A 21,523-nucleotide genomic window follows, 5' to 3' on the forward strand; every position below is an offset into this window, starting at 1 on the left:
TAATCTCTTTTTCACGGTTCAGATAGTGTCCTGCGGGTTCTGACAGTCCAAACGAAGCAGCTTGGGTCACGCCTCGGCGAACTGCCGGCTGTGAAGTTGTGCATAGCTACCGTTCCGAGCAAGCAACTCGTCATGCTTGCCTACTTCGACGATTTTGCCAGCTTCAATAACCACGATGCGATCGGCTTCCTCAATCGTGGACAGGCGGTGCGCGATCACTAGCGTTGTACGCGACTTCATCAAGCGATCGAGTGCATCCTGGATCATCTTTTCCGACTCAGTATCTAGGGCGGACGTTGCCTCATCCAGGATCAGAATTGGAGCATCCTTGATGAGGGCACGTGCGATGGCCAGCCGCTGACGCTGCCCTCCCGAGAGCATCACCCCGTTGTCACCGATATAGGTATCGAACCCGTTTGGCAGCGATTCAATGAAGTCGAGCGCATTGGCCGATCTGGCAGCCTCGCGTAACTGATCGATCGACGCGTTTTCAGGCATCCCATATGCGATATTGTTGGCAACCGTGTCATTGAAGAGCACGACTTGTTGGGTGACGACGGATATCTGGCGCCGCAAGTCCCGCATCGGGTACTCGGTAATCGACCGGCCATCAAGGAGAATACGCCCGCCTGTCGGCTCATAGAATCGGGGGAGCAGGCTTGCAATGGTGGATTTTCCACTCCCCGAGCGCCCCACCAGGGCCACGATTTCCCCCGGCCGTATCTCGAAACTGATGTCCTGCAAGACATCCGACACGCTCGCTTCATACTTGAAGCGTACCGAGTCAAAAATCACATGACCTTCCGCCCTTTCCAGCGGAATGGTCCCGAAATCCGGCTCCGGCTCCAGATCCAGCATTTCGAAGAGGCTTTCTCCAGCAGCCAACGCTTTCTGTATTTCGGAATTGACCTTCACCACACGCTTCAGCGGCGCCATCATGAGCGCAGTCGCCGTAATGAATGACAGAATGCCGCCAGGCGTAATCGTGGACATGACCGCCTCCATGGTGGCCAGATAGAGAACGATCGCCAGGCTGACCACCGCAACGAATTGCACCATTGGCTCGGTCATGGACTTGACCATCACATAGCGCAACTGCTGTCTCTTGTGGTTGTCGTTGATCTTGCGGAAGCGGGCCGCTTCCTGATCCGTCGCTCCGAACACTTTGACTTCCGTGTGGCCGCGAAGTGTGTCTTCGGCGACCTGTCCAATCCCCCCCACTGTGCTCAGCAATCTGCGAGCGATCTTTCGAAAACGTTTGTTTGCCCAAAGAATTATGACGCCCAATAGCGGCGACAGCACCAAGAATACCAATGCCAACCATCCGGCAAGGTAGATCATGTAACCAACGAGAAAGATGATCGTGAAGGTGTCACGTATGAGTATGACCACGGACTTGGAGGCGGCATCCGCAACCTGATTCACATTGTATGTGAGCTTGGCTTTGAGAAAGCCCAGAGCGCCCTTGTCGAAATAGGCTGTTGGTAGAACCAGGTACTTCTCGAATACAGCCTGCCGCATATCGGCGACCACATTCCGACCGATCCACGCCATGGTGTAGTCAGAGCTGAACATGGTCAGGCCGTGAAAAAGAAAGATCCCCACCAGCGCAAGTGGCACCCATGTTCTCGCACCCGGATCCTGATCAATAAACGTGCCGTCCACCAATGGCTGTACAATCCAGGCGAAGGCAGCCTGGCCAGCCGCGGCGAGCAACATGGCAATGATCGCCAAGATCCCGAGCCGCCAATACGGAATCACGTAGCGAAGAATTCGCTTGTAAATCTCAAATGACTCGGAGGCCACAATCGGTCTTCCGGAGGCGTTCCGGATTTCCTGCTTGACCTGCTTGATTGCCGGGAGGGGTCTACTCATAAGCCGCCGATCATAACATCGGGGTCTCCGGCACTACATGCATTCGTTCAAACCCATCGCCGCCAGATACCGTTGCGCCACCACATCCGCCCGGTCATCGGCCACGGCGGCACGCAGGAAAGCGCCGTCCGACGGGGCATGCAGCGTCGCCAGCATGGCCGCGGCCATGGCCTCGTGATCGCCCACGGGAACCAGCTTGCCGATTCGACCTTGCTGCAGGGTCTCGGCGGGGCCGCTGGGGCAGTCGGTGGATACCACGGGGGTGCCGCAGGCCAGTGCCTCCACGATCACGGCCGAAGCCCCCTCGCGGCGCGATGCCAGCACGAAAAGACTCGCCTGCCGCATGTGGCGATAGGGGTTCGGCTCATAGCCCGGCAGATCCACGTCTTCCGCAACACCCAGCGATTGCGCCAGCGCCAGCAGCGACTCGCGTTCCCGGCCCTTGCCCAGAATGACGAGCCGCGCCGGGCGCTGCGCCCGCACCAGGGCGAAGGCCCCGATCAACGTAGCGAAATCCTTGCGCGGCTCCAGCGAGCCGACACCCAGTATTACGGGGCGGTCGGCATCACGGTACCAGGGGTGCTCCAGCGGCTCCTCGGCCAGGGCATGGAAGCGGCTGTTCAGGATTGGGTTTCGCACCACATGCAGCCGTTCCGTGGGTACGCCGGCGATGCGGATGAGGTCGTCACCGACACCCTGCGAGGGCGTGATTGCGGCATCCGCAGCGGGGTACCAGCGGCGCATGGAGGCGAACAGCGCATCCCGCGCACGGGGCGACATATCCTCGCCCATGGCCGTGACCGACATGCCCATGCGAATGATGATGCGCGTCGGTGCGCCGCTCAGACGGCGGGCCAGCAGCGCAGCGCGGTTGAGCTGATGATTGGCGGTGAGTAGAGCCTCGGGGCGATGACGGAACAGGTACCAGAGCAAGGGCGGCAGCACGAGTTTCTTGGTACCCACCGGCAGGCGAATGACGCGAATATTGTCCGGCAGATCCGCGGGGATGGCCGGTCCGTGGCCGCGAATCACGAGCAGGTGGAACTCCCGGTCGACCTGGCCGAACTCCGGCAGCAGGTTGGCCACCACGCGATCCACGCCGCTGTGGCCGGAGGTCGCGAACAACAGGGCAATCGGCGGGCGTGGCAAGCGTGGCTCCATGAGGTGATGGGGACCGGTGGCGTGGGTTCGAAGTTTATCATCGCTCGCCATGGCTGAGGCGGTGTCCGCCGACCGCCCGAATCGGTAGACTTTGCCAACCCTCACCAGCAGACAACGGAGCGCGCCGGTGCTCGTCAAATACTGGAGTCGAATTCGCCGCAAGTGGCTGATGCGCAATGCCGACGTGCACATTGTCTCGTTCCCCAAGTGCGGGCGGACCTGGCTCTGCCTGATGATTGCCAAGGCGCTGGAGTATCACTACGGCGTCACGGTGAATCGGCCGCTGAAGCTGCGCCGTTTTCGTCAGAAGGTGCCCGGCCTGCCGCTGATCCTGCAGCACCACGACGGGGGCCCCGAATTCCAGCGGGCCGAGGCGCTGGAGCGGGACAAGTCGCTCTATGCCGGCAAGAAGGTGATCTTCCTGGTTCGGGACCCACGGGACGTGACGGTCTCGGCGTATTTCCAGAAGACCAAGCGGAACATCAACTTCGAGGGCAGCATCGAGGAGTATGTCTACCACCCGGTGGGCAGCATCGAGACCAATATCGCCTTCTACAACATCTGGGCGGAAAACAGGGCCGTGCCGTCGGAGTTCCTGCTGATGACGTACGAAGACCTGCACGAGGACGCGGTGCGCGAGTTGCGCCGGGCCTTCGAACTGCTGGGTGTGGACGACATCAGCGACGAGACGCTGCAGCGTGCGGCGGATGAGTGCAGCTTCGACAACATGCGCAAAATGGAGGCAACCAATGCGCTTGGCAGCGGCCGTCTCGCCCCACGGGACGCCAAGGACGAAACCACGTACAAGACCCGCGAGGGCCGGGCCGGCGGGTACGTGAAGCATCTCAAGCCGAAGGAAATCGCCCACATCGACAAGCTGATCGATGAGCGGTTGGATGATTTGTACGGGGTGTACAAGCGGGGGGCGGAGGCAGAATGAACGCCGAACCGGTGCGTTACGGCCTTCGGCCTAACGCACCCTACGTGAGGCCGTGCCCGACGGGTGGCCGTGCCCGCCGTAGGGTGCTGTTAGCGCGCAGCGCGTAACGCACCGAACCGGCGGTGGTAGGAGCACCCAACGCGTGACGAATGCCGAAAAAGCGCGCCGGCAATTCGCTGGCTACGCCGTCCGTCATTCCCCCCGATACCCCTGCGGGTTCTGCTGCTGCCAGCGCCAGGTGTCCTGCATCATGCGGGCGAGGTCGTGGCGGGCTGTCCAGCCGAGTTGCTGCGCGGCCCTGGTGGGGTCGGCGTAGCAGGCGGCGATGTCGCCGTCACGGCGGGGGGCGATTTCGTAGGGAATGCGCCGGCCGCTGGCCGCCTCGAAGGCGCGGATCATCTGCAGCACGGAATAGCCCTGCCCCGTACCCAGGTTCCATATGTGTACTCCGGGTTTTTCGGCGATGATTTCCAGCGCCCGCAGATGCCCCAGTACCAGGTCCACCACGTGGATGTAGTCGCGCACGCCGGTGCCGTCGTCGGTGGGGTAGTCGTCACCGAACACCGAAAGCTTCTGCAGCCGCCCCACCGCCACCTGGGCCACGTAGGGCATGAGATTGTTGGGGGTATCCAGCGGATCTTCGCCGATCAGGCCACTTTCATGGGCGCCCACCGGGTTGAAATACCGCAGCAAGGCCACCGACCAGCGCTCGTCGGCCCGGCTCAAATCCCGCAGCACCTGCTCGACCATGAGCTTGGAGCGGCCGTAGGGATTGGTGGGCTCACCGATGGGCGCGGTCTCGGCAATGGGAACCGTCTCGGGGTCGCCGTACACGGTGGCCGATGAGCTGAATACGATGCGGCGCACGCCTGCTGCATCCATGGCCTGGCAAAGGGTGATGGTGCCGCCGACGTTATTGTCGATGTAGCGCAGGGGCTGACGCATGCTCTCCCCCACGGCCTTCAACCCGGCGAAGTGCATGACGGCGTCGAAGGCAGTGTCGGCGAACAGCCTGTCAAGCAAATCGCGGTCGCGTATGTCGCCCTTGACGAACGCAGGACTGGTCCCGCTAATCCGCCTTACCCGCGCCAACGCCTCTTCAGAGCTGTTGGAGAGGTTGTCGAGCACAGTGACGGCATGGCCCGCGTTCTGCAGTTCAACGACCGCGTGGGTGCCGATGTAACCGGCGCCGCCGGTCACGAGTATGTTCATGCTCTGCGCTCCTGCCCTGGGGTTGTCAATGAAACTGACATGCTCATCTGCGCATACTCACCGTCACGGCTATAACACGCAAGTTGTGGAACAGTTCCGTTGTGGGGCCGGCGGTATTTGGTTATGGTCGGCAGTAGATAATAAGTACAACTCCGAACCAAATGGGGGGTATTCGGGGGTGAATGCAGTCGTCCAGGCTTTTCCGACCGGACGGCAGGATGCCACATCGGTTATCGAATCCATCTATCTTGCCGCCGCGCAGCCCGCGTTATGGCAGCAGGTGCTGGAGGATCTGGTTGCGCTAACCGTGTCGCGGTCTTCGCGACTGCTGATCATGGATGACTCGGCTTCAGACGTGTTGACCAGCATCAAGGTCAATACCGACGACGCCGCGCACCAGCGCTACGTGGATCATTTCGTGAACTGTTGCCCCTGGCGCACAGAACTGGGTCGCAAGCGGCCAGGGCGCCTGTATTCAACGTATCTGCACTTCTCCTGCGACCAGAAAAGCTTCTACCGCACCGAGTTTTTTAACGACTGGGCCAAAGGCTTGGACATCCACCACGGTGTCTGCGGCACGATTGACCAGGCCGGCGGGCAGACCGTGCAACTGCTCGTCCAGCGCACTCACGACCAGGGCCACTACAACGAAATTGAAACCGATGCGATCAATTCGCTGATCCCCCACTTCCGCCGGGCGCTGTTCATCAACCGAACCATGGCGGCGGAATATGCGCAGCGCAGCGCCATCGCGGCTGCGGCGAGTCGGTATCGGTTGCCGTACATCCTGCTGGGTGAGCGGGGCATGGTGCGTTGGATCTCACCGGACGCCGAGGCATTGATCCAACGCGGCGCCCTGCCCGCCCCCAGCGGCGGCATGGTGCAGTGCGAACTGGACGTCGACACCCAGCGCGTCAACCGCATGATCCGGAGCTGTCTCGGGACCGCCATCGGCCGGACTGGCTCTGCCGGCGGCGACGTGCTGGTTCGGCGCCAGGCCGGGGAACCGCTAAGGCTGATCGTCACCCCAATCCATCCGGAGGGCGAGTGCAGCGAGTGGATGCCCCGCAGCGGCGGCTTCGCCGCAGTGTTCATTTACGACCCATCGATGATGCCGAAAATCGACCAGGCGGCGCTGGCCGCGCTCTATGGCATGACGGAGGCCGAGGCCCGCGCTGCCACAGCGGTGGCACTGGGCGACAGCCTGGAGGAGATCGCGAGGGACTGTGGCATCAGCGTGCACACGGTGCGGACCCAGCTCAAGGCCGCCATGCGCAAGACCGGTGCGCACCGACAGGCGGCACTGACCCGGCAGATTCTGTTGAGTCCGGCCTGTCGGGCTGAATCCGCGTTGCCGGCTTAAACGGCTCCATCCACCGAGGTGGCATTGAAAGCGTCCGGGCTCGCGCAATGGGGCAGCGACGCAAAAAAACACGATAAGTCGAAGGAGACACTGCAGTGAGACAAGTGACCGCCCGCACCGCCGACGGCCAGCCCATGACGGTGAGCGTGCGTGATGGCAACGCCGACAAACCTACCGTGCTCTTCATCCACGGCTGGACCTGCCGCCGCGCCTACTGGGAACCCCAGATCGAGGCGCTGCCCGGTGAATACCCCGTGCTGGCGCCCGACCTGCCCGGCCACGGCGACACGCCCGCACCCGACCGGGCTGACTGGACTATCGAGGGGCTGGCGGAGGATGTCTGCCAACTCGTGGCGGAGCATGCGGAAGCTGACGTCATCTTGGTGGGGCACTCCATGGGGGGTGCGGTAGCGCTGGAGGCAGCGGCACGGCTCGATCAGCAGGCCCGGGGCGTGATCCTGGCGGATACTTTCGTGATCGATTACGGCGGCCTGGATGCCGACACCCAGGAGCAGATTCACAAGTCGTTCCGCGACGACTTTTCCGAGGCAATTGCTGCCCTGGTGGAGAACACCAGCACCGAGATCACGCCGGACACGCTGAAAGAGCGATTGCGGACGGAAATGGCCCAAGCCGATCCCGCCTGGGCCCTGCCGCTGTGGAAATCCCTGCTGGCCTGGAGCCCGGCTGCGGCGTTCGAGCGGATGCAGTGCCCCGTGCACGCCATCAACGGCAAGCTGATTCCCGAGAGTTCGCGGGAACGCTGGAGCGCGCACATGACCGAGACGGTCATGCCCGACTCAGGGCACTTCCTGCAGATGGAAGCCCCGCAGGTGTTCAACGGGCATTTGCTGGACGCGCTGCGACGGTTTGGTTGAGGGGTTCAGCGAGCGCTGAGGCGGTGCGTTACGCGCTTCGCGCTAACGCACCCTACCGGACCCACGGCGGGCACGGCCGACGGGCACGTCATCCGCATCCGCAATGGGCACGGGGCATGCAGCACGACGGATGGGTGGGCACGTCATTCTCCATGGGCATTGGGCACGGCTGAATGTAGGGTGTGTTAGGCCGAAGGCCGTAACGCACCGCCAATCACGGTACATTACGGCCAGCGCCCTCTCAATCAAGGCAGCGTATATAGCGCAGGGCCAATGCTTGCCCCTGTGTCCTCCACATTCACCCGATCATCATCGTCGTTGAGATCCGCCAAAGTCGCGGTAATGCTCAACATCGCGCCCGTGGTAAATGTCTCAGTCGGAATCGCGAACTCGAAGCCATCGGCACCGCGGGCGGCAATCCAGCCCTCTTGCGCTGCGTTAACCTGGTCGCCGTTCGTGCTGGTGTAATAGGCAAAGGCCGCGATATCGGGATCGAACTTGATCGTGAACTCGGTCATACCGTCATCAACGTGCAGAACCAAGCCGCCTTCAGGCATCTCCGCAGTACGAACCAGCAGCTTGAGCAGACCACGGTCTGCAATCGCCCCCAAGGCAGCGATGTCTCCACCATCGGTTGTGAGAATGAGCTCGTCCGGCCAGTCACTCGCGAGGCCATCCACCACGATGAACTGTGCTGGACTGATCGGCCGCAACACGAGCACCTGCTGCGTACCTGCAATGCGACCGGTTTCAACGAAGGCACCGGCCAAGTCGATCTCGCCAATGACCGTGGAGTCGGTCGCTCTCTCCACCGCACGCACCCAGACCCGGCTGTCGGATAACACCTCGAACTCGGCCAGGTCCAGGGTGGAGGGTACGTCAAGCCTCACGACATCACCGGAGGTGCCATCCCAGCGAATGATCACGCCATCGTCCGCACCCCCGGGCGCGGCGGCAGTGGTATCCGCGAAGAAGAACAGGAAACGCTCGGTGGCCGTATAACCGCGAATGCTCTCGAAAATGTTCTCCAGCTCCGGCACCGGGCGGCTGTAGCCCTGCTCGGGCCGCACCTCGTAGGGCGTACTGAAGGGCTCACTGGATCCGCGACCCACGGTCAGTCCTGCGGGGACGATCAGCCGTCCAGCCACAATCCGCCTTTCCACGCTAAAGGGAATCATGATGCCGGGCGCGCCCTCCGGCGGAACCATCTCCGTGAGAACGGTTTCCGGGATGCCGTTATTGATTCGAAGGTCGAGCCTGAGCAGTCGCGGCTCTTCTACGTCATTGTCGAACGCATACACCTCGCCATTGATCCCGAGGAGCATTCGGTTGGCCAACTCGATGTCCGAGTTGTCGAAGCCAGGCGCATCGGTGCGACGGAGGCGGTCCACCGACACTCCCTCGGGCGTGGAACCCGCATAAGCAAGAAAGCGTCCGTCGTAAGGTATCTCCCAGAAGCCGATGTAGTTGTCGTCACCGCTGATGAGCGTCGCCTCGACATTTTCCTCGCTGCCAACCGCGGACACATCGATTCTGTAGATACCGACGGCGCCGATTCCGTCCTGCGACACACCCGGCAGGAGACCTTCGAGGTAGATATTGCCATCCCGGTCCGTGGTGATCTTGCGCGGCTCCGCGAACAGATTCAGGTGCAACGGCCCCGGGGTCATCGGATCCTCGCTGTACGCGAGCCCGGTGGATTTCTCGGCGAGAAATGATAGGCGCAGCGTCTCGCCGTCCTCGACGGTCTGCTCGAAACCGATGGCGACGAAGCGATCAGTCAGCTCGGTGACGGCTTTCGGGATGATCGTGCCCGGAGGAATGTCCGACCCATCCTCGCCCGTCCAGTCAACGCGCTCCAGGCGGCCATCGACTGTGGCCTTGTACAGACTGTCCGGGTCCAGCCCAACCTCATTCTGGACGCCCACCAGGTACTCATCCGGATCGAACTCCCCGCCATTCACACCGGCTGCCGTTGCTGCAGTGCCGTCGCTGCCGGTCACCAGCAGGCCCTGGGCCCCTTCAAGGCTCACCTGCAGCGCGCTGACGATGGCGGCACTCCCTGAAGACCCGCCCCCGCCGGTACTGCCCCCACCGTTACCGCCACCTCCTCCGCCTCCGCCACCCCCGCTGTTGCAGGCTGCGAGAATGAACGAAGCACAAAGCGTGGTGGCAAGCGCTGCCACTCGATATCGAATCAGCATAGTTCCCCCCTGGACGGACTGACGTGTCCCGTGATGGTAGGAAGCCACTTGTGTCGAGACATCACCCATCTGGTGTAAACGTTGTGATCGCGTGCCCATCTGTAACAGCGATCGTTGGTCCGAATAGGGTTTTCTGGGTCGGTGCGGTGCGTTACGCGCTTCGCGCTAACGCACCCTACATTTGGCCGTGCCGTTTGCGGGCTGTTGTGTGGTTGTTGGGGCCGACGGCCATGCTGATGGCGGCAACGCGCTGGAAGGCGTCGGCGGGGTCGTAGACTTCGAGGCGGTAGTAGCCCTCCTCCACTGCCTCGGGGGGACGTGTCGTGAAGAGTTGGGAGCCGCTGAGGTGGTTGGTTTGCACCCGCTGCAGGCCAAGAACCCGGCCACGGCTCGCATCCACCCAGCGGACGATGACGTGATCGGTGTAGTAGTGATCCGGCAACTCCAGCCGCGCCAGAATTGTGGACGGCAGCGCAGGCAAACCGGACAAGGGCATGGCAATATCAGCCGCCTCCGGCTCGTGTAACCACAACGCACCCGGTGCGGCCTGGACGTTCCACCAGTCCTCCCGTCGCGGGCCCTTTTCGCTGACGAAGTGGGACAACGCAACCAGGCCGGCACGATAGGCGACCTGATCCCGTTCGGCGCTGATCCAGGCCTTGATCGTGGCGGAGTCGGTGTCGAACAGCGGAGCATAGGGAGCCGGCAAAAAGTCATCGTCACTGGATGACCGGCGCGGTGCTGCCTCCATGGTGAAGTCACGCGGTGCGACAGCCGCAGGATTGTCCCGGCTAGCCGGATGATCTGCCGAATCTGTCGACGCCGGGCCGACCAGGGCAGTCACCGTGCCTGTCGGGCCAGCCAGCCACCACCCGGCAAACAGCACGACAAGCCCGATTGCCAGGCTGGGCGACCATCGCTTCATCACTCGCCAAGCTCCAGCAGCGTGCAGTCGCAGGCATTGACCGTGACCGTGGCCGGGCCCCAGGTGCCGACATCGTCCCGGGCAGTGAACTGCCTGCTACCGGCGCTCACATTCGCGTAGGTGGCGATACCCGTGCCCTCGCTGCCGCAGGCGGGTGCAACGGTGCGAAAGCCGTCCGTCGAGCGTGTCCCGGCGTCCTGGAGAAACACTGTGGTCGTCCCGCCATCGGCCACACTCACCCAGAATGTGATTGTCCCGGTGTTGTTCGTTTCACAACCCGGTTGTGAGCTGCCGCCGCCGGAGCCGGAATCATCGAGCAGGCTGATCGTGAAGCGCCCCTCGTGCCAACCGGTGAGGCCGGTGTTCAACCGGTTGTCGGAGCGGTAGGTGCCGCTGGTGGGCGTGGTGAACGTGAGTCGCTCAACAGAACTGCCGGCGCTGTAGTTGAGTTCCACCGTTGCCCGGCTACCCGATCGAGAATAGCGCCAGGACGTGGTGGGCAGGGTCCGCAGCCCCTCGCCAAGGATCGTCTGCTGGTCGATGAACTGATAGGTAATGGTGCGCCCTGGCGCAATGGTGGTGGACTTGCCGTCGTTGCGCTCCACCGTCTGCACCATGCGATAGCCAATGACGGAAGCCGGCGCCCCCGGCCCGCTGCTGCCACCACCACCGCCTCCCCCACCTCCTGAGCTGCTCATGCACCCTGCGAGTGCCAGTGCGACACCCGCCAGCAAGGAGGTCACCATTGGCAACCGCGCAATCCAAGACCTTACGACCATCGTTCTGCCCACCCTGCAGACTTTCGGATTCGGCGGCCGGCAAACCCCCGGCGTCGAACGCTCTTTTTGTTCAATCCGGATTAGAGCGGAATCGCACGGGTGGGGCATCACCCATATGGGTTAATCGTGCGAATGAGGCAGATGAGACGCTGTTGCGGTGCGTTACGCGCTTCGCGCTAACACACCCTACGGGGGCATGGTCGACGGGCACGTCATCCGGCGTGGGTACGGCCATGGGCATGCTGCACGACTGGCGGGCATGTCATCCGGCATGGGCATCGGGCACGGCCAAACGTAGGTGTGTTAGGCCGAAGGCCGTAACGCACCGCAGCAGCGGTGGGGTCTGGCGAAGACTGGGAATTACACAGCGTCGAGGCTGGCCAAAGCCTGCTCCAGGAATCCGAAGCCGATGCGCTCCTGTTCCAGGCGCAGGCAGTCTGCAACGGTATTGTCCCGCAGAAAGCGCTCGAACACTGACTCATCGGCGGCTGCGTACAAGGCAGGCAGAGTCGACAAAGCCGAACAATATGCTCCGCCTCTGCGACTGGCTTCTTCCATTGCTCAGAGCAGATACGGCACCCGAACACCGGGCTCATCCGCCGGAAAGTCCTTGCTATTGCGCGTTACCAACAAGGCGTTTTCGCGCCTCGCGCTTGCCCAGATGATGGCATCTGGCAGGCGAACACGATATTGCTTCCGAATGGCGACCGCCTGCTCGGCGACAGCGTGATCGATGACCACTTGCTGGAAACCTGCCAGAAACTGGCGGACTGTCGACTCGTCATCAACGCTGACCCCCACCATGACCTCCATCCACGAGACGGGGCTGATGACCGGTTGGGTGTATCGGCGTATTTCCGTGCGAGCCGCTTCAACGCCGTTGAGGTAGTCGATCAGGATGTTGGTATCCAGTAGCGCCTTCATGCATCCCACTCGGCGCGCAGCCTGCGTTGGTATTCCACACCATCAAGTTGTTTGTGACGCCAGATGCCGAAGGCTTCTTCGCCGTTGTTTGAATGGTTGCGCTGCAGATAGTCGGCCACTGCCCGACGCACCAGCTCCGCTCGGGACAGGCGGGACTGTTTGCTCAGTTGCTTGAGCAACTCAACCTGATCGTCGGGTAAGTCAATAATAGTTCTCACGACAACTCCAGAATGATGACTATCATCGTCATCATATATCGGGATGCTTGGGCATACAATCCGATCGGGCTTCGGCGGGGGGAGGCCTTCGCAGCATTTGGTCTTCCAGAACACCGTCGCGGTGCGTTACGCGCTGCACGCTAACGCACCCTACGCTTGGCCGTGCCCATGGGCGGGGCGTGGGGATGCCCAACGAACTTTGCGCCGTGCCCCGTGGTCTGGGGTGTGCCGCCCGATTGGCCGAGCCCGCTGTAGGGTGCGTTAGCGCTTGCGCGTAACGCACCGTGACGGCGCTCCAACGGCCCCCATGGCGCCGGGATAGCAGCCAACGATCATGGCAAACACCGAATCAAACCAGGCGCACTGGCCCCGGGTACCGCGCCACTGTGGAATCGCTGGTGAGTAGCAGGGCACCCTCGGTCTGCGCTTGGGCGATGAGCATGCGATCGAAAGGGTTCCGATGGATGTCCGGCAGGCTGAGCACGCCAAGGGTGTGGATACCCGATATCGGCAGCTCCTCATAGCCGTTCTCGAGCAACCCCCGCCGCAGCAAGTGCGGCTCAACATGAAAGTCGCCTCTGCCGAGGGACGCCTTGATCGCCACCTTCCACATGCTGGCAGCACTGAATATGAGTCGGTGTGGGGCAATGGCCGCCGTTGGTGCGGTGCGTTACGGCCTTCGGCCTAACACACCCTACGTTTGGCCGTGCCAATGGGCAGGGCGACGGGATGCCCGCCGCACATTGCGCCGCGGCCGTTGGTTGGCCATTGACAGGCGTGCCGGTTGGCTAGGCCCGATGTAGGGTGCGTTAGCGCTTGCGCGTAACGCACCGCAACGGTAGCGAGACATTCGCCACTCAATGCGGGCGTGCGCGGCGCTCGGGGGATGACGGGGCCGTGGTGGGGGTTTTCTGGGCGTTGGTGGTCAACTGCCGCCCTAGCAGGTCGAAGGTGACCCCTTGCGGGGCGTAGCCCTCCACCGCGCTTGCCATGATTTCTCGGGCGCGCTCGAAGTCGAAGCTGGAAATACACTCGGCAAGGGCGTCCAGCCTTGCGCTCAAATCGTCCCACGGAATTCGCGCTTCCTGCGCACGCATGATCATGGGGTGACTGGTGCGCGTTACGTTGTCGCCCAATAACAGCTCTTCGTAAAGCTTTTCACCCGGCCGCAGCCCAGTGAACTCGATGGCTATATCGCCACCCGGGTTGTCTTCGCTCTGCTCGGTAAAGCCGGAAAGGTGGATCATGCGCCGGGCGAGGTCGACAATCTTGACCGGCTCCCCCATATCCAGCACGAACACGTCGCCACCCTCGGCCATGGCACCAGCCTGAATCACCAGAGTTGCTGCTTCGGGAATACTCATGAAGTAGCGCGTGATCTCCTCGTGGGTCACCGTCACTGGGCCGCCGCGACGAATCTGGTCGCGAAACAGCGGCACGACCGAGCCCGAAGAGCCCAATACGTTGCCAAACCGCACCATGGAGAATCGTGTGCCGTGTCCGCCTCGCTCCGCCAGCGCTTGCAGGATCAACTCTGCCATGCGCTTGCTGGCACCCATGACATTGGTTGGGCGAACTGCTTTGTCGGTGGAAATCAGCACAAACTCGGGCACACCTGCACTCATCGCTGCCTCTGCGGCGCAGCGCGTCCCGAAGATGTTGTTCTCTACCCCTTCAAGCACGTTTTCTTCAACGATGGGCACATGCTTGTACGCGGCCGCATGGTAGACCACCTCAACACCATAGGCCTGCATGATTGCACGCAAGCGAGCAGAGTTGGTCACGGTGCCGAGCAGCGGCACGATGCGCGTGCCGAGCTTCCCCACGCGCACCAGGGCCTGAAGCTGGCGTTCGATGGCGTAAAGCGAGTGCTCGGACTGCTCGAGCAGCAGAAGTTTCACCGGGGCGCGCTGTAACACCTGACGACAGATTTCAGAGCCAATCGAACCGCCAGCCCCGGTAACCAGCACGACGCGGCCTGCCAAGGCGCGGTGCAGCAAATCCTCGTTGGGTACAACCCCTTCCCGGCCCAGCAGGTCGTCAATATCGACCTCCTGCACCTGAGAAACCCGGGCGCGCCCGGATACCAGATCAGCCAGCGCCGGCATCGTCTTGATATGAACCGGAAGCTGCTCCAGGCGATTTACGATGCGGCGGCGCTGCTCCCGGCCCAATGACGGCATTGCCAGCAAGACATGGGTTAGGCCGTACCGCTCGATGAGCCACGGCAATCGATCGGGCGAAAACACCTTGCGCCCGGCGATGACCTGGCCATGGGTGCTGCTATCGTCATCGACGAAGGCACGGGGGAAGAACTCAACGCCACCTTCCAGGGCCACAGCCAATTGCGCCCCTGCGTGACCCGCGCCATAAATCGCAACGTTATGGCGCCCCCGGCGCCGGCGCATCAAGGCCTGGAACCAAGTGCGGGCTACGAAGCGGATGCCACCGCACAGCGCCAGCACGAGCAGGAAGAAGATCACGTAACTTGTCCGGGGGACGGTCTCCAGACGCAGGACAGCTACAAGGGCGATAAACGAGAGAGTCGCCAACCCCGCCCCTTTCAGCGCGGCGGAGACCGCCTGCGGCCCCATGTAGCGCACGACGTTGCTATACAGACCGCTCAGATAAAAGCAGGGAATCGCAATGGCGGGTACCGCAAGGACGAGCCACCAGTTCTTGACGAAATAGGGATGCAGCGGATCACCCAGGCGCAAGGCAAAGGCGGCCCAGACGGCGCCGGACAAAAGAAGCAGATCCGTCGCCACCATCAGCAAGCGCTTGCCCAGTCTGGGAAGTGTCCCAAGGTATTGCCGCGCACGCCTGACCTTGTCTCTGAAGCCTTCCATCGACTGTCTCGAACCCCTAATGCGCAAGCCCCATCACGGCAGAAGTCATGTCACCCGAACTTGGCGACCTTATACCTAACTTCTCATAGTCATGGCGAGGAATTCAGCCAACGTTTTTCCCACGTACTGCAGTGCAGTATAACAGCGAGGTTACTGCTTTCCGGGTTGCGACTCGGTGCGGTCGCTGTGAGCTGGTTCCGGCAGACCCGCATGAAATAACAATGCAACGACAACCAGCGGCGCCCAGGCAATCGCCAGAAATAATGGCCCAAGACCCGGATTGCCGACAGCCATCCATGCGAGTGGCAATAGCCACAGGAGGTTGATGGCAATCACCGCAAGAGTGACCGGCCGATGTGCCCCGAAACGCCGGGAGGCATGTTGGTAGGCGTGGGACCGGTGGGCCTCGTAAAAGCGCTCGCCCCGCAGCACCCGGCGAGCCAGCGTGATAGACGCATCAACAATGAACACGCCCAGCATGATTAGCCACGGCCAGATGGGGAAGGCCGCATCCGCCCAACTCACCACAACAAGCGCGCCAAACGTAAACCCAACAAACCCGCTACCGGCGTCGCCCATAAAAATGCGCGCTGGTGGCCAGTTCCACACCAGAAACCCGAGGCTTGCCGCGCCTAGCGCCGCGACGGCCACGGCAAGCTCAATCTCGTCCCAGGCCCACAACAGCAGAGTCATGGCCAGACAGACAGTCACCGCCTCGGCGGCGGCGATGCCGTCGATGCCATCCATGAAGTTGTACAGGTTAAGCAGCCACCCCAAAGACAATACAACCAGCGGCAAGGCCAGCCAGCCGAGCGCAATCTCCCCGGAAAAGAACGGCACCGGTGGCAGCGAACCAACAAAGGCCACCAACAGCAGCCCAGCACCCAGGTGCACCATTAGGCGCCACCGCGCAGCCACATGGCGTAGATCATCAACATACCCCACGGCGGCAACCATGAGCGACGACAGCGCCAGGCCAATGGCGACGTAAGCCGGCAGGACGCCGATTGCACCCAGCAACGCAATCGCCAGCAAAGAGGCCACCACAATGGCAACGCCCCCACCCCGCGGCGTGGGGACCGAATGACTGCTGCGTGCATTGGGTACGTCCATGAGGTTGCGCTGCAGGGCGTAGCGCCGTAGAACCAGCGTGAGCCCGGCCGAAAATGCAAACACCAATGCCAGCAAAAACAGCACAGTCACGAGCGCGTTTGCTCCGCGGTCGCTGCGTGTTGCTTGAGGTAGTGATCGACCGTCCGGCGAATCTGCTCTTCCGGGCTGTGCGGGGGCGTCCAGCCGAGAAGGCGCTTTGTTTCGGAGATATCCACGCACAGCGACCCACAGAGCCGCTCTACCTCATCCTGCTTACCCAGCATTCGACCAAGAAGATGCAATGCCCTTGGCGGGACTGGTAATAAGCGGGGTTTCTTGTTCATTGCTCTGGCAATCAGCCGAATCAAATCCGGCGTAGAGAGATCTTGCCCGTCGGAAACCAGCAAGGTCTTCCCTGCGACATTCGGAGCATGAATGCACTGAATGAGCATATCGACGAGGTTATCCAGACCCACAAGACTGCGGCGATTATCAACCGACGCCAGCGGAAGCGGCAAACCCAGTTCAACAAGGCGCATCAGACGGGCGAAGTTGGCCTTTACGCCGGGACCATAGACCAGTGGTGGGCGCACGATGACGACCTCCATCCCCTTATCGCGCATAATCGCGCCTAGCCCCTCTTCGGCCTCTTGCTTGGACTGACCATAGGCATCCTGCGGCGCGGGCAAGTCGTTCGGCCGAAAGGGCTCGGCGACAGGCGTCGACTCACCATTGACCTTGATTGAGCTGAGGAACACGAAACGCCGAACACCGGCCTGAGCCGCTTGCTGGGCGAGGCTTATGGTGCCCTCGGCATTTACCTTACGAAACTCGGCGAGAGGTTCTTCCGCCACATCACGCATGATGTGAGCGCGGGCCGCACAATGCACAACAACATCGACATCATCAAGCGGAAGAGCCTGCTGCAAGGCCTGATCGCCGGCGGCCAGCACGGGAGTTACGCCCTCTGGTAAACGCGCGCCTTGGTCACGAACCAAGGCCTTGACATGCAACGCGGAAACCCCCTCCAGCCGCCGCAAAAGAGCACTCCCGACGAAACCGGTGGCTCCCGTGACAAGGCAAATTCGCCGCGGAGTCATGCGCGCTCCACATTGAAACCAAGCTTGCCGTACACGCTTAACGTTGCGTTGATAATTGCCTCGTCCGTAAACCGCTCCATCGCGAGCGCCCTGCTGCGCAACCCCATACGGCTGCGAAGGGGCTCATCCTCAATCAACGCCTGCAACGCGTCAGCCAGGCGAGTTGCATCCTTGACTGGGACGAGCAGGCCATTGTCGCCGTCGATCACAACCTCACGGCAACCCGGCGCATCAGAGGTTACGATGGGCAGCCCGGCGGCTGCCGCTTCCAAAAGGGTTTTCGGCATCCCTTCTCGGTAAGACGGTAGACAGGCAATATGCGCCTGCTCCAGCACCGCTGGCATATCGTCCCGACGTCCCCACCATTCCACGTCCCCGTCTTTCGACCATTGACGCAACACACCCTGAGGAACCTGAGCCCGGTTGCCGGTATCGGGATCCCCAACGAGGACGAATCGTGCATCAACTCCTCGCGCGCGCAGAATACGCCCTGCCTCGACGAACTCCTGAACGCCCTTATCCCAGATCATGCGCGCCACAAGCATGACCACGGGGGGGGCATGACTGCGCTCGACCGGGTGGAACCGGTCAACATCGACGCCACTACCCTGGATCAGGTTCACATGCTCAACACCAAGCCGCCTCACCAGATCCGCATCATCATGATTCTGGACAATGACTTCACCGTGATTGAGTAACCACCGCAGCAGGCCTCTGATGACCGGCTTCAGCGCTTTGGCGACACCGCTGCTGGAAGAAAACGCCCAACCCATTCCCGCTATCGCATTGACCACCTTCTTTCGCCCCACTAGCCAGGCGGCCATAGAGCCATACAGCACCGGCTTCAGCGCAACATGGTGAACGATATCCGGACGCTCGCGGCGATAGATCTTCGCCAACCGACGAACCACGTCAAGCTCAGCGAAGGGATTAAGGCTGCCTCGGGAGATAGGGAAGTCGATTACCCGCAAACCAGCCTCACGAATCTGATCACCGTGGTCCGCGACCTGCGTAACCACAGTTACGTCGAATCCGGCCTCCTTTGCAGCCACGCCCAATGCAAGACGATGTGAGCAGAAGTACCAATCCTCCGTTACGAAGAAAAACAGTTTCATGAAGCCCTTTCGTACCTGTACGTCAGTTCCTATGCGATACCCGCTATCCAGACGGTCACGGTCTGGACTCAGCCAAACGCGTCTGACCAGAGGAAAGAAGGCTACCTAAAAGCGAATGCACTACTGACCATCCAGCACTTCACGAAAAAGTGCGTCATACCGATCGGCAACAGCCCCTATACCGTAGTTGTCCTCCATGCGTTGCCGGGCCTTTCGGCCGACCAGCGAAAGTTCGTGGTGCCCCAAACGCACCACCGCCTCTACCGCATCCGCGATATCTTCCGCACTGGTGGACGCGCACACAAAACCGGCGTCGCCCACCACATCCGCAGCATCACCCACAGGCGTCACCACGGCGGGCACACCGCATGCCATCGCCTCGCCAACGACGTTGGGGAATCCTTCGCCCCATAGGGACGGCATAACCAGAAGATCGAGTCCCGGATAGATGCGCTCTGGATTAGAGGTTGCGGGTAGACGAATAAACTGCTCGTCGAGACCGGCGATCTGAATCGCACCTTCAAGCGGAGACTCTCTGGCATCCAGGCCTTTACCAATCATCAGACATCGAACAGGCAGGCCACGCTGGACAAGCTTTTTGAATGCGCCTACCCATCCCAAGTGGTTCTTCATTGGATGCGCCCGACCTACCACCCCAATCAATAATTCGTCCTGAGTCACACCAAATGCGTGGCGAGAACGATCCCTCACAGTCGAGTCAGGCTTAAACCGCTCCAAGTCGAAACCGTTCGGCATTACCACGCGGCCTTTATTCGAATAGCCCAAGGTCTCGTGCTGAAATGCGGCGGCGACGCTATTGTAGACAATCTTACTAGGACGCTTCGAAAGACACGCGCCAGCCCTGATAACCCAACGCGTCGTTGACTTCTCAAGCGTTAAATCGTGCACAGAGTGGCGAACGTTCCAGCAAACCGGCCCCTTGTAATTCAGCGAGCGGGTAAGCAGCGCCGCCAAGTTGCCATGATACATCCAGCCCATGACTAAGTCTGGTCGAAAATCATGAACGGTATTCATCAGACGACGAACCCAGCGCCAAGAAAAAAGCCTACCAGCATGCCCAGAATACAATCGGACACCAGTTGCACGGATGTCGTTTTCCATATCACCTATACGCAGTATGGAAAATACTGCCGCCTCATCATCAGTTCGTATGCCAACCAGATTTATAAGCTGACGTTCGGCGCCCCCCCGGTCCAAGCCAGTTATAACGTGCAACACCCTCACACTGATCTTCCTCCATATCCGTGCCAGTAAACGCCGGACCACCGACAAATCGCCAGAACACAACAAACTCAATAATACAACTCGGTCGTACCAGCCGGCATCGATACTAGCTACCTTGCCAACGTTAGCTGTCACGGGGTGCATCCCGCAGGCCGTTGGATGGTCGAGACTCACAGAGACAAACTCAAACACCACACCTTCCAGCGCTCGGGCCGCTGCTGATGAGAACGATGCTCATTCAGGGCGGCTCCGCGCCGGCCCACCCACCGCGCTCAGTAGCTTCGTAATCAGCCATGCAACCAAAAACGGCCAAACCAGATAGCGTATGAACCCGAGGGTTACTGCGATAGAATTTCTGTACGAGTAAAATGCCACCAGTGCGCCAATTATCGCGACAACAACAACCCACGCCGACCTAAGCCTAGCCATAGAAAGAGCGATTAGAAACAGGCAAAGAGAGAATAAAAGAAGGTAAACAAAAACTCCGAAAAATCCCGCCACCGCATAGAACTCCGCCAGAGAGTTATATGCCATTCCAGCCGGATGCCCCGGAAAAAGCGCAGGCTGAAACAGGTCGTTGAACTCGCTGCTTGGAGTCGTGAAATTACTCCTGGGGACAGGCACCAGACTCAACGGTGCGCGAACGATGTGCCCGCCATCCGTGACAAAGTTACTTAACACAATCTCATTAAAAATATACTGCGTCCCAGTGAACTCCATTCCTCTGAATAGGAGATCTTGCAGATCATTTTCCGAGAAAAGCTCAACAACCTGATCCCACCCACCGCTTTTGAAGTGGCCATAGACCGGCTTAGCAAGGGAGACAGCCATCAAGGAAATAACCAGTAACCCCGTAAAAGTTATGGGGCGTCTACCCAGCAACGAGACGGGAGGAAAATGCCTCGCATAAAGTAAGACCAAGGCGATCCCGGCCAACACCAATGGAGCCCGATGTCCAATAAGGAGCCATATAAGAAGCAAAGCAACAGCATAAACCTTTCCAAACTTCCCACTCGCATAAAAGCACCACGTGGCTGCGAGGAGACAGACCCAGTTCGTTGCCACGTAGTGACCGCCGACCGAGTCCATGATTGCACGCTTGCTCTGACCGAAAATGAGAGACGATCCATATCGGAAAAACAAAGAACCCAAGAGCAAGGCGGAGACAGAAACGAGAAAAAATGAAATCAACCTGCCTTGCTCATCAGAGAAGGATAAACATATCCCGTTTTTCCCACAGGTCAACTTATCAAAAACAAACGAGGAAAAAAGAATCAACAGGAAAAGTGTAACGAAGGACGCATATACAACATCCTCGACCTCCTTGTCTTCCCAGCCTCTCGGCCCCGAGACGATGCCTGAAACGAGCGACACGGAAAAAAGAAAGGCTGAAACGCCTGCGATAGTGAAGACATCTACTTGCCTAACGACAAAAAGCAGGTACGACAACATCGCCGTCGCCGCGAGTGCAAAAGTCATGATCGTCACAATTTCTCTCTTTCCGCCATTGCTGACGATGGACAACCTCCCAGAGCGCCTGAACAGAACTCTAGCCGCAAGCTGTCATCCTTAATCATAAAGCACCAGCTATGTGGGCGGCATCGTGGTCAGATTAACCAGTTCACCACCGGAGCCGAGTCTTC

Annotated in this window: 18 protein-coding genes and 1 pseudogene; 3 read left to right on the forward strand and 16 right to left on the reverse strand. The window is 60.6% G+C overall.

The window, feature by feature from the left end; translation table 11 throughout:
* Positions 1–66: 66 nt before the first annotated feature.
* Together msbA and J2T57_RS05290 are read right to left on the reverse strand one after the other, a co-directional pair.
* On the reverse strand, positions 67–1,875 hold the full coding sequence (gene msbA / locus J2T57_RS05285; RefSeq protein ID WP_253475343.1) for a lipid A export permease/ATP-binding protein MsbA: 1,809 nt from the start codon (positions 1,873–1,875) through the stop codon (positions 67–69).
* Between the two features lie 33 nt (positions 1,876–1,908).
* Positions 1,909–3,087, reverse strand: coding sequence for a glycosyltransferase (locus J2T57_RS05290; protein ID WP_253475345.1), 1,179 nt, complete (start codon positions 3,085–3,087; stop codon positions 1,909–1,911).
* Between the two features lie 76 nt (positions 3,088–3,163).
* Between J2T57_RS05290 and J2T57_RS05295 the strand changes: the two genes are divergently transcribed.
* Positions 3,164–3,976 (forward strand): sulfotransferase domain-containing protein, encoded by an 813-nt coding sequence (locus J2T57_RS05295; protein WP_253475347.1) that lies wholly within the window; start codon positions 3,164–3,166, stop codon positions 3,974–3,976.
* A 192-nt stretch (positions 3,977–4,168) separates the two neighbouring features.
* Here the strand turns inward: J2T57_RS05295 and galE are convergent, their stop codons facing one another.
* The gene (gene galE, locus J2T57_RS05300; protein WP_253475349.1) at positions 4,169–5,188 is read right to left on the reverse strand and encodes a UDP-glucose 4-epimerase GalE; all 1,020 of its coding nucleotides are present in this window, start codon (positions 5,186–5,188) and stop codon (positions 4,169–4,171) included.
* 178 nt (positions 5,189–5,366) lie between these two features.
* Here galE and J2T57_RS22360 point away from each other — a divergent pair, with 178 nt between their 5' ends.
* Positions 5,367–6,551 carry a helix-turn-helix transcriptional regulator gene (locus tag J2T57_RS22360; RefSeq protein ID WP_253475352.1) on the forward strand — a complete coding sequence of 395 codons (1,185 nt, stop codon included), beginning with the start codon at positions 5,367–5,369 and terminating at the stop codon, positions 6,549–6,551.
* A 95-nt stretch (positions 6,552–6,646) separates the two neighbouring features.
* Positions 6,647–7,429 (forward strand): alpha/beta fold hydrolase, encoded by a 783-nt coding sequence (locus J2T57_RS05310; protein ID WP_253475355.1) that lies wholly within the window; start codon positions 6,647–6,649, stop codon positions 7,427–7,429.
* A 245-nt stretch (positions 7,430–7,674) separates the two neighbouring features.
* On the opposite strand, the gene J2T57_RS05315 is transcribed toward J2T57_RS05310, so the two are convergent.
* The 13 genes and pseudogenes from J2T57_RS05315 to J2T57_RS05375 all read right to left on the reverse strand — a co-directional run bounded on the left by J2T57_RS05315 (position 7,675) and on the right by J2T57_RS05375 (position 21,359).
* The gene (locus J2T57_RS05315) at positions 7,675–9,633 is read right to left on the reverse strand and encodes a hypothetical protein (RefSeq protein ID WP_253475358.1); all 1,959 of its coding nucleotides are present in this window, start codon (positions 9,631–9,633) and stop codon (positions 7,675–7,677) included.
* Between the two features lie 175 nt (positions 9,634–9,808).
* A complete protein-coding gene (locus J2T57_RS05320; protein ID WP_253475361.1) occupies positions 9,809–10,561 on the reverse strand; it encodes a hypothetical protein in 753 nt (250 codons plus the stop codon).
* The gene (locus tag J2T57_RS05325) at positions 10,558–11,256 is read right to left on the reverse strand and encodes a hypothetical protein (RefSeq protein WP_253475364.1); all 699 of its coding nucleotides are present in this window, start codon (positions 11,254–11,256) and stop codon (positions 10,558–10,560) included. The genes J2T57_RS05320 and J2T57_RS05325 overlap by 4 nt, the downstream gene beginning before the upstream one ends.
* Positions 11,257–11,697: 441 nt before the next feature.
* Positions 11,698–11,835 carry a DUF2220 domain-containing protein gene (locus tag J2T57_RS05330; protein WP_253475367.1) on the reverse strand — a complete coding sequence of 46 codons (138 nt, stop codon included), beginning with the start codon at positions 11,833–11,835 and terminating at the stop codon, positions 11,698–11,700.
* Positions 11,836–11,898: 63 nt separating this feature from the next.
* Positions 11,899–12,261: a type II toxin-antitoxin system VapC family toxin gene (locus J2T57_RS05335; protein WP_253475370.1), complete on the reverse strand. Its 363-nt coding sequence runs from the start codon at positions 12,259–12,261 to the stop codon at positions 11,899–11,901.
* Positions 12,258–12,479, reverse strand: coding sequence for a ribbon-helix-helix domain-containing protein (locus J2T57_RS05340; protein WP_253475374.1), 222 nt, complete (start codon positions 12,477–12,479; stop codon positions 12,258–12,260). Before J2T57_RS05340 ends, J2T57_RS05335 begins: the two co-directional genes overlap by 4 nt.
* Positions 12,480–12,828: 349 nt before the next feature.
* Positions 12,829–13,119 (reverse strand): annotated as a pseudogene (locus J2T57_RS05345) (type II toxin-antitoxin system VapC family toxin); the annotation flags it as partial.
* A 217-nt stretch (positions 13,120–13,336) separates the two neighbouring features.
* The gene (locus tag J2T57_RS05350) at positions 13,337–15,328 is read right to left on the reverse strand and encodes a nucleoside-diphosphate sugar epimerase/dehydratase (RefSeq protein ID WP_253475377.1); all 1,992 of its coding nucleotides are present in this window, start codon (positions 15,326–15,328) and stop codon (positions 13,337–13,339) included.
* Between the two features lie 150 nt (positions 15,329–15,478).
* Positions 15,479–16,531 (reverse strand): MraY family glycosyltransferase, encoded by a 1,053-nt coding sequence (locus J2T57_RS05355; protein WP_253475380.1) that lies wholly within the window; start codon positions 16,529–16,531, stop codon positions 15,479–15,481.
* A complete protein-coding gene (locus J2T57_RS05360; protein WP_253475383.1) occupies positions 16,528–17,520 on the reverse strand; it encodes a UDP-glucose 4-epimerase family protein in 993 nt (330 codons plus the stop codon). The genes J2T57_RS05355 and J2T57_RS05360 overlap by 4 nt, the downstream gene beginning before the upstream one ends.
* Positions 17,517–18,635: a glycosyltransferase family 4 protein gene (locus J2T57_RS05365; RefSeq protein WP_253475386.1), complete on the reverse strand. Its 1,119-nt coding sequence runs from the start codon at positions 18,633–18,635 to the stop codon at positions 17,517–17,519. Before J2T57_RS05365 ends, J2T57_RS05360 begins: the two co-directional genes overlap by 4 nt.
* Before the next feature lie 120 nt (positions 18,636–18,755).
* A complete protein-coding gene (locus tag J2T57_RS05370; protein ID WP_253475716.1) occupies positions 18,756–19,880 on the reverse strand; it encodes a glycosyltransferase in 1,125 nt (374 codons plus the stop codon).
* A 234-nt stretch (positions 19,881–20,114) separates the two neighbouring features.
* A complete protein-coding gene (locus J2T57_RS05375) occupies positions 20,115–21,359 on the reverse strand; it encodes a hypothetical protein (protein WP_253475389.1) in 1,245 nt (414 codons plus the stop codon).
* Between the last annotated feature and the right edge of the window lie 164 nt (positions 21,360–21,523).

The organism is Natronocella acetinitrilica, from assembly GCF_024170285.1.
Taxonomy (GTDB): Bacteria; Pseudomonadota; Gammaproteobacteria; order Nitrococcales; family Aquisalimonadaceae; genus Natronocella; species Natronocella acetinitrilica.